The 9,632-nt window shown below is 57.8% G+C and carries 5 protein-coding genes, 1 other RNA gene and 1 pseudogene; 5 read left to right on the plus strand and 2 right to left on the minus strand.

The features are described from left to right. Positions 1-1,115: glycoside-pentoside-hexuronide (GPH):cation symporter (locus WFM46_RS20800; protein WP_336998420.1), on the plus strand; the 1,115-nt coding region annotated here is incomplete at its 5' end. Positions 1,116-1,118: 3 nt separating this feature from the next. Then, the gene (locus tag WFM46_RS20805; RefSeq protein WP_336998421.1) at positions 1,119-3,500 is read left to right on the plus strand and encodes a glycoside hydrolase family 3 N-terminal domain-containing protein; all 2,382 of its coding nucleotides are present in this window, start codon (positions 1,119-1,121) and stop codon (positions 3,498-3,500) included. Between the two features lie 44 nt (positions 3,501-3,544). Here WFM46_RS20805 and rprA read toward each other — a convergent pair. Both rprA and ydiK read right to left on the minus strand, forming a co-directional pair. Then, an RNA gene (gene rprA / locus WFM46_RS20810) (antisense sRNA RprA) lies at positions 3,545-3,655 on the minus strand. 188 nt (positions 3,656-3,843) lie between these two features. Further along, positions 3,844-4,956, minus strand: a complete 1,113-nt coding sequence (gene ydiK / locus WFM46_RS20815) for an AI-2E family transporter YdiK (protein WP_336998422.1) — start codon at positions 4,954-4,956, stop codon at positions 3,844-3,846. 206 nt (positions 4,957-5,162) lie between these two features. On the opposite strand from ydiK, the gene ydiJ reads away from it, so the two are divergent. The 3 genes and pseudogenes from ydiJ to sufA form a co-directional block, all read left to right on the plus strand. Continuing rightward, positions 5,163-8,219, plus strand: a complete 3,057-nt coding sequence (ydiJ, locus tag WFM46_RS20820) for a D-2-hydroxyglutarate dehydrogenase YdiJ (RefSeq protein ID WP_336998423.1) — start codon at positions 5,163-5,165, stop codon at positions 8,217-8,219. Further along, positions 8,216-8,626: a 1,4-dihydroxy-2-naphthoyl-CoA hydrolase gene (gene menI, locus WFM46_RS20825; protein ID WP_103179321.1), complete on the plus strand. Its 411-nt coding sequence runs from the start codon at positions 8,216-8,218 to the stop codon at positions 8,624-8,626. Before ydiJ ends, menI begins: the two co-directional genes overlap by 4 nt. Before the next feature lie 812 nt (positions 8,627-9,438). Further along, positions 9,439-9,632, plus strand: a pseudogene (sufA, locus tag WFM46_RS20830) (Fe-S cluster assembly scaffold SufA); the annotation flags it as partial.

Consider the following 9,632-nt stretch of genomic DNA (forward strand, 5'->3'; position numbering starts at 1 on the left):
TGATTACCTTCTATGTTCCGGAGGTAGGCGCCACGGCAAAAATTATCTATGCCTGCGTAACCTACGCTATTTTAAGCCTTATCTACTCCGCCATTAACGTGCCTTACTGCGCAATGCCCGGCGCTCTGACGCTGGATCCGCGCGAGCGCCACTCCCTGCAATCCTGGCGTTTTGGTTTGTCGTTTATCGGCGGTCTGATCGTCACGGTTATCGCCTTACCGCTGGTCTCTTATTTAGGCAATGATAACGTTCAGAAGGGCTATTTTTATGCCATGAGCCTTATGGGGTTATTAGGCATTATCTTATTCTTCTGCTGTTTCTTTATGACCCGCGAACGTTATTCTCCCCGTAATGACACCTCGGGCTCAATGCTGACGGATTTAAAACTGCTGGCCGGAAATAGCCAGTGGCGAATCGTTTTTCTGTTCAATATTCTCCTGCTTACCGCGGTGGTCACGCGTGGGTCAGCAACGATGTATTACGTGAAATATGTTCTGCTGCGCCCCGAACTGATTTTTGCCTTTATTGTCTCTGGGATGGTGGCTTCGCTGAGCGGCGCCTTATTATCCGAACGCCTGCTTGGGAAATTTGACCGGGTTCGCGCTTATCAGTGGACCATTAATACCTTCGTTATTTTTGGCGCGCTGATTTTCTTCATTCCGCCTTCCCAGGTCTGGCTGATCTTTGGTTTGAATATCATCTTCAGCTTCATACAAAACCTGACCACGCCGCTCCAGTGGACCATGTTCTCGGACGTGGTGGACTACGAAGAGCATCGCAGCGGTCGCCGACTCGACGGGCTGGTGTTCTCTACCGCGCTGTTCGCCATCAAATTTGGTCTTGCGCTGGGCGGTGCCGTGGTGGGCTGGGTGCTGGGGATGGTGGATTACGCGCCGGGAGAGGCCACCCAGGCCCCGCACGTGCTCTCTACGATCAACGCCTTGTTCACCCTGATCCCCTGCGGCCTGTTTATTTGCATGGTGCTGCTGCTGGCTGTCTACAAGCTCAACAGCCGACTGGTGGATACCATTGCGCGTGAACTCGCCAGCAAACGTGAAACCCGTAACGAGGCAGGGCACCTCAGCCCGGCAATTCATTCCGCAACTCAGGAGTAACTGATGACTGCTATTTACAAGGATGCGGGCCGTCCCGTGCAGGAGCGCGTCGCCGACTTACTGGCGCGCATGACCCCGGAAGAGAAATTTGCCCAGATGCACGCTTACTGGCTGATCCTCGATGAGAACGGCAACCACCGTGAGCGTAGCGATTTGAGCGATGAATTTGCCGGCGTAAGTGAACAGGCCGCCCTGAGCGAACGCCTGAAGCTGGGCGTCGGGCAGATCACCCGTCCGCTGGGCACCCACATTGTTGATGCCAGAACCGGCGTGCGCGCCGCTAACCGTCTGCAACGCATGATGATGGAGGAGACGCGGCTCGGTATACCGGCGCTGTTCCACGAAGAGTGCCTGGTGGGGCTGCTGTGTAAAGACGCCACCCTGTTTCCCTCCTCACTGAACTACGGTTCAACCTGGGATCCGGAGCTGGTGCAGCGTGCCGCTGAACAGATAGGTAACGAGGCTCGTTCGGTTGGCTGCCAGCAGGGGCTGGCACCGGTGCTGGACGTCTCCCGCGACGTGCGATGGGGACGAACAGAAGAGACCTTTGGCGAGGACCCGTGGCTGGTGGGGGTGATGGCAACGGCATATGTTAAGGGCTTGCAGGGCGATAAGCGCGATCTGCTGGCGACCCTCAAGCACTATGTTGGCCACTCCTTTAGCGAAGGGGCGCGCAACCACGCCCCGGTCCATCTTGGTTTCAGCGAACTCAACGACACCTTCCTGCTGCCCTTTGAGATGGCGGTGAAGCTGGCGAATGCCGGGTCAGTGATGCCGGCTTATCACGATATTGATAATCAACCCGGCCACAGCGACCACTTCCTGCTCACCACCGTGCTGCGCGAGCAGTGGGGCTTTGACGGCATCATCGTGGCGGATTACGGCGGCGTGAGTCTGTTGCATCAGCACCATGGTGTGTCTCACGATGCAGCCGAATCGGCCGCGCTGGCCTTTAACGCCGGGCTGGACGTCGAACTGCCAAAAGATGACTGCGCCCGGCATCTGGCCGGGGCGGTGGAGCGGGGCCTGATGGCCATGGAGAAAGTGGATGAGATCGTCGCCCGCGTGCTGACCGAAAAATTCCGCCTTGGGCTCTTTGAACATCCCTATGCCGACGAAAACGCCATCGATCTGCAAAGTGACGAGACTCGCCGGGTGGCCCGCGAGGTGGCGACACGCTCGCTCACCCTGCTGGAGAACCGCGGCGTACTGCCTCTCTCCGGCAAACCTCGCGTGGCGGTGGTCGGGCCCACGGCGGACGATCCGCTGGCGCTGTTAAGCGGCTACAGCTTCCCGGTCCATTTGATCATCAGTGACATGGTGGAAGAGACCGCTCAGGTGACCACCCCGCTGCAGGCGCTGAAGCACTACCTGGGCGAGGCCCACGTTCAGTATGCGCAAGGGTGTCATATCATCGAAAAACGTATGGCGGGAGCCCCGGTTTTCCCGGGGGACAGCAGCGGTGAACAGATGCTGAAGACGCCGGTTTCGCAGGATACCCAGCTCATCCCGCAGGCTGTGCGGGTCGCCAACGACAGCGATGTGGTGGTGGCATGCGTGGGGGACCTGGCGGGCCTGTTCCAGAGCGGCACCGTGGGTGAGGGCTCGGATACGGACAGCCTGAATCTGCCCGGCGTACAGCAGCAGTTGCTGGAGGCGCTGGTGGCGACCGGCAAACCGGTGATCGTGGTGATGACGGGAGGGCGGCCATACAACCTGCAGGGGCTGGAAGATCGCGTAGCGGCCCTGATGATGGCCTGGGCGCCGGGTCAGGAAGGCGGCTGGGCCATCGCCGACGTACTGACCGGGCGGGCAGAGCCACAGGGCAGGCTGGTGGTCAGCGTACCGAAAAGCGCGGGGGCAATGCCTTTCTACTACAACCACAAGCTGAAAAGCGGCGGTACGCCGTTCGCCTTCCACTTTGGGGCTCGCTATCCCTTTGGCTATGGCCTGGGCTGGACCACCTTCAGTTGGGGAGCCGCACGGCTGGCTGAGAGCAGGGTGCCCGTCGACGGCGAGGTGACGCTGAGCATCGACGTGAAAAACAGCGGCGAGCGCAGCGGGAGCGAAGTGGTCCAGGTTTACGTCCGGGATAAAGTCGCCAGCCAGGTGCGGCCGTTGCAGGAGCTAAAAGCCTTCCAGCGCGTCACGCTGTCTCCGGGTGAAAGCGCCACGCTCACCTTTACCCTGCCTGTGGATCTCTTCAACTTTACGCGCCGGGACGGCAAACGCGTGGTTGAGCCGGGCGAGTTTGAATTGCAGGTCGGGGCATCGTCGGCGGATATTCGCGAGGTGGTCACTGTCGAGGCAACGGGCGACACCCGGGTATTACCTTGCGAATGGCGTATGGTGAGTCACTGCACGGTTGAGAAGAGCGCGAGCTAAGGTGCTGTAAAGGCGGGAGTCTTTTCTCCCGCCTGGTTTGCAGGATAAAAAAAAGCCCATCGTGGGAGATGGGCAAAGACTACACACAGCAATTCGTTGTTTCACTCAGGGGATTTCCATGCTTATAAATCAAGGTGTTGTTGATTCATAACCGTGACCTAATAGTAGGCATAGGGAATTTTTGCGTCGATCAGATTCGTCTCAATAGTTTAAAAAGCATGAAGAATTTATGAAGTAGATTGAAGGAATTACGCGCAGGAAAGGCTTTAGCAGCGCTTAAGGGAAACCCAATTGATAAGTGGAGCTTAACATTCTGGTGGGCGAACCCACCAGAACGGGAGCGTTACTTGTTGACCTCGTCCGTTTCGTTAAGGGAGGCGAGCAGGACAGCAGGATCGGTCGGCGGCAGCGGGACCTCGTGCACCCACGCAGAGAAGAGTCGCCAGGAGACGGCCAGCAGTACCGGTCCGATAAACAGACCGATCATCCCAAAAGCAATCAGCCCCCCGATAACGCCGGAGAGGATCAGTATCAACGGCAGGTCGGCCCCCATGCGAATCAGAATCGGGCGGATGACGTTATCCATCGTGCCTACCACGCAGCTCCACACCAGCAGGAAGGTGCCCCAGGTGGTATCGCCGCTCCAGTAGAGCCAGACAATCGCCGGGACCAGAACCAGCAATGGCCCCAGCTGCATCAGGCAGGTTAACAGCATCAGCACCGTAAAGAGGGTGGCGTAAGGCACCCCGGCGATCGCCAGACCCACACCGCCCAGCACCGACTGCACCAGAGCAGTCACCACCACACCTAAAGCCACGGCCCGCACGGCCTGCGCCGCCAGCAGCATCGCCGCGTCGCCGCGTGTCGAGGCCAGACGGGTGGCGAAATGGCGAACGCCCAGCGCTACCTGCTCGCCGCGCCAGTAGAGCAGGGCGCTGAACAGCAGCATCAGCACGCAGTGCACGACGAAGCGGCCAAGATGGGCGGCGGTACCCACAAACCAGGTGGTGGTGGCGCCAATATAAGGCCGTACTTTCGCCATAATCGCGCTGCCGCCCATATCCAGCAGGTTATGCCAGCCGGCATAGAGTTTATCGCCAATCAGCGGGATATCGTTGAGCCAGGCCAGCTCCGGCAGCGTCATATCGCCGCTGGTGACACTGCTGATGAGCGGGCCGCTGCCGTCGACCAGGCTATTAACCAGCAACGCGACAGGAATGACAAAGAGCAGGACCAGCAGTAACGTCATCACCAGCACCGCCAGCGTCCGGCGACCAAACAGTAAGCGTTCAAGACGAATAAATAGCGGCCAGGTGGCGATAACCACCGTTCCTGCCCAGGCAAAACCGAGAATAAAGGGTTGAACAATCCACAGACACGCAATAATCATGATTGCCAGAAACAGCACCGACAGCAAAACTTGTGCAACGTCCCTGGGCTGGTGTCGATTGACCATAGATGAAATTTACCTTTTGAGAACACCGGCAAACCGGCGAGAACATAAAACCGCATCACTACAATCATTAGTGATTTCAGCCATTTTTAACAGGCAGATTCTGCCTGTAATTCTGTCGGGCGGATACGTTTAAAATGTGATACAAAATGTGAGACACAACGCAAACGATTATCTACAACTCTTAAGATTGGGCAGGGTCGACAGTAATGATCCCACAAATTTCTCAGGCACCCGGCGTCGTTCAGCTGGTGCTTAATTTTTTGCAGGCACTGGAGCAACAGGGTTTTACCGGCGATACCGCCACACGTTATGCCGACCGGCTGACCATGGCGACCGACAACAGTATCTACCAGCTACTTCCCGATGCAGTCGTTTTTCCCCGTTCTACCGCTGATGTGGCGCTCCTGGCCCGTGTGGCCTCCCAGGAGCGTTTCGCTTCGCTGATTTTCACCCCTCGCGGCGGCGGCACTGGCACCAACGGCCAGGCGCTTAACACGGGGATCGTCGTCGATATGTCCCGCTACATGAACCGCATCATTGAGATCAACCCGGAAGAGGGTTGGGTGCGGGTGGAAGCCGGGGTGATTAAGGATCAACTCAATCAGTTTCTGAAGCCTTACGGCTATTTTTTTGCCCCGGAGCTGTCGACCAGTAACCGGGCTACTCTCGGCGGGATGATCAATACCGACGCCTCGGGACAGGGCTCGCTGGTCTATGGTAAAACCTCCGATCACGTTCTCGGCGTGCGGGCAGTTCTGCTGGGCGGCGATATTCTTGATACCCAGCCTGTGCCGGTTCAGCTTGCCGAAACGCTCGGCAAGGACAACACCGCCACCGGGCGCATCTACCGCACCGTGCTGGAACGCTGCCGCGATAACCGCCAGCTGATTATTGATAAATTCCCGAAACTGAACCGCTTCCTGACCGGTTACGATCTGCGTCATGTCTTTAATGACGATCTCAGCCAGTTCGATTTGACCCGTATCCTCACCGGCTCAGAAGGGACGCTGGCCTTTATCACTGAAGCGCGTCTCGATATCACCCGCCTGCCAAAAGTGCGCCGCCTGGTGAATGTGAAGTACAACTCCTTCGACTCTGCGCTGCGTAATGCGCCGTTTATGGTGGATGCCCGGGCGCTGTCTGTTGAGACCGTCGACTCAAAAGTGCTCAACCTGGCGCGGGAAGATATCGTCTGGCACTCGGTGAGCGAACTTATCACTGACGTGCCCGATAAAGAGATGCTGGGCCTGAACATTGTTGAGTTTGCTGGCGATGACGCAGCGCTTATCGAAAGCCAGGTCGCTGCCCTGTGCCAGCGGCTGGACGAACTTATCGCCCGGGGCGAGGGCGGGGTGATTGGCTGGCAACTGTGTAACGATCTCGCTGGCATCGAACGTATCTATGCGATGCGTAAAAAAGCGGTGGGGCTGCTGGGCAACGCCAAAGGGGCTGCCAAGCCGATACCGTTTGCTGAAGATACCTGCGTGCCGCCGGAGAACCTGGCGGACTATATCGTGGAGTTCCGCGCTCTGCTCGACAGCCACGGCCTGAGCTACGGCATGTTCGGCCATGTCGATGCCGGGGTGCTGCATGTGCGCCCGGCGCTGGATATGTGCGATCCGCAGCAGGAGATCCTGATGAAGCAGATCTCCGATGAGGTGGTGGCGCTCACCGCCAAATATGGCGGCCTGCTGTGGGGCGAGCACGGGAAGGGCTTCCGCGCAGAGTACAGTCCTGCCTTCTTTGGCGAACAGCTCTATGGCGAGCTGCGCAAAATCAAAGCGGCCTTTGACCCGAACAACCGCCTCAACCCCGGTAAAATCTGTCCGCCGGAGGGTGTCGACGCCCCGATGATGCAGGTGGATGCGGTCAAGCGTGGCACCTTTGACCGCCAGATCCCGATAGCCGTGCGCGCCTCCTGGCGCGGGGCGATGGAGTGTAACGGCAACGGCCTGTGCTTTAACTTCGATGCGAAAAGCCCGATGTGCCCGTCAATGAAGATCACCAGCAACCGCATTCACTCGCCGAAAGGACGTGCGACGCTGGTGCGCGAGTGGCTGCGTCTGCTGGCCGAACGCGGCGTCGATCCGCTTGCGCTGGAGAAAGAGTTGCCGGAGAAACGCGCCAGCCTGCGCACCCTTATCGATCGCACCCGCAACAGCTGGCATGCGCGTAAAGGGGAGTACGACTTCTCCCACGAGGTGAAAGAGGCGATGTCGGGCTGCCTGGCCTGTAAAGCCTGCTCTACCCAGTGCCCGATTAAGATCGACGTGCCGGAGTTCCGCTCCCGCTTCCTGCAGCTCTATCACAGCCGGTATCTGCGCCCGATGCGCGATCACCTGGTCGCGACGGTGGAGAGTTATGCCCCGCTGATGGCCCGCGCGCCGCGCACCTTTAACTTCTTTATTAACCAGCCGCTGGTACGTAAACTTTCCGAGAAGCATATCGGCATGATCGACCTGCCGCTGCTCTCCACGCCCTCCCTGCAGCGTCAGATGGTCGGCCACCGCTCTGCCAACCTGACCCTCGAGCAGCTTGAGGCGCTGAGCGCAGAGCAAAAAGCGAAAACGGTGCTGGTGGTGCAGGATCCCTTTACCAGCTATTACGATGCCCAGGTGGTAGCGGACTTTATTCGTCTTGCCGAGCGGTTAGGCTACCAGCCGGTGCTGCTGCCGTTTTCACCGAACGGCAAGGCGCAGCACATCAAAGGTTTCCTCAACCGCTTTGCGAAAACCGCGCAAAAAACCTCGGATTTCCTTAACCGGGTGGCGCAGCTGGGTATGCCGATGGTTGGGGTCGATCCGGCGCTGGTGCTCTGCTATCGCGATGAGTACAAGCACACCCTCGGTGACAAGCGCGGCGACTTCCACGTCATGCTGGTACATGAGTGGCTGCCGACGATGCTCGATGCGCAACCCGCCCAGGAGACCAGCGGCGAGGCGTGGTATCTGTTCGGACACTGTACCGAAGTAACCGCATTGCCGGGCGCGCCAGCACAGTGGTCGGCCATCTTTGCCCGTTTTGGCGCGAAGCTGGAGAGCGTCAGCGTTGGCTGTTGCGGCATGGCCGGAACCTACGGGCACGAGGTGGTGAACCATGCGAACTCGCTGGGGATCTATGAGCTCTCCTGGCACCAGGCGATGCAGCGCCTGCCGCGCAACCGCTGCCTGGCGACCGGCTACTCCTGCCGCAGCCAGGTCAAACGCGTCGAGGGCAACGGCGTGCGCCATCCACTGCAGGCCTTACTGGAGATTATGGGATGATCTGGAAACGGGCTGTCACGTTACAGGCGTTAAACGCCATGGGCGACGGGAATATGGTGGGGTTGCTGGATATCCAGTTTACCCGTATCGGCGAGGATGAACTGGAGGCCACTATGCCGGTCGACAGCCGCACCCATCAGCCCTTTGGGCTGCTGCACGGCGGTGCGTCGGTGGTGCTGGCCGAAACCCTGGGCTCGGTGGCGGGCTATCTCTGCACCGAAGGAGAGCAGAAGGTGGTGGGGCTGGAGGTGAATGCCAACCATATTCGTTCCGTGCGCAGCGGCAGGGTGCGCGGCGTCTGCCGTGCGCTGCATGCTGGCTCACGCCATCAGGTCTGGGAGATTGAGATCCTGGATGAACAGAATCGCTTGTGCTGCTCGTCGCGGCTGACTACGGCTGTGATCTAAAGCGAAAGGCCGCAAAAGCGGCCTTTTTTCTTTTTTATCACCTTGAAAAAGGGGAACTTACTGGCGGGCCGCAAGAAATGTTAATTCGCGCGTCAAGGTTTATGAGATTATTCCTATGCTCCTTCAAGAGCTAAGCCATATTGAGTGCCGGAGATAAGCGCCGGATGGAGCGAGAAGCCCTTAAGATTACTTCTGGTAGTCTTAAGGGCTTTCTTTTTTCTGCATTCAGTAATCGTTGTTAATGTCCTGTATGGCAGACAGGATAACCAGACCGGTTATGACGACGGCAACGATGGCGATGGTCACAACTGCAATGAGCATTTCCCCTCCGTATGTTGCCCTTTTGCCGAAGCATAGCGCACCCGGCGGCGTTCGCCTCACCCTTCCGACTGAGATTCAGAATACGCTTACAAAAAGAAAAAACCTGCTGGGGCGCAGGTTTGCCTGTTAGCCCAAAGTACCCAAATAAGGTCATGCCTCAATCCTGGAGAGCCTGGCTCACCTGGCACCGCCCTTCAGGAGATCCTCTGTCCTTGCGTCTTATCTATCTGGCTATTCCAAAAATAGGCATTTTCTATACATATTTTAACTTTTGACCATTATGGTCGATTTGTTCTGTTAATCATCAAGATTATCAAGAGATTAAACAATCTCCGTCGGGCCTGTTAAGCCTGTCATCAGGGTCTATGCTTAATAAAAGTATGCAAAAAGGGCGATTAAGCCGAATGCCCCTGCAAGTGAGGGGTTGAAGTGATAATCATTATCACTAACATGGTGTTATGCCCAGAGGGCGCAATACATGAGGTGGACTTATGGAACAGCATTCAGAAACGTTTGATCCGACAGATTTTGCATGGCGCGGATTATCGCTGACCCCTGCCGCAGCGGCGCACATTCGCGAGCTGGTGAGCAAACAGGCAGATATGCTCGGCGTGCGGTTAGGGGTGAAACAGACGGGCTGTGCCGGTTTCGGCTATGTCCTCACCACCGTCAGCCAGCCGGAAAA

The organism is Leclercia sp. M50 (assembly GCF_037150775.1).
GTDB lineage: Bacteria > Pseudomonadota > Gammaproteobacteria > Enterobacterales > Enterobacteriaceae > Enterobacter.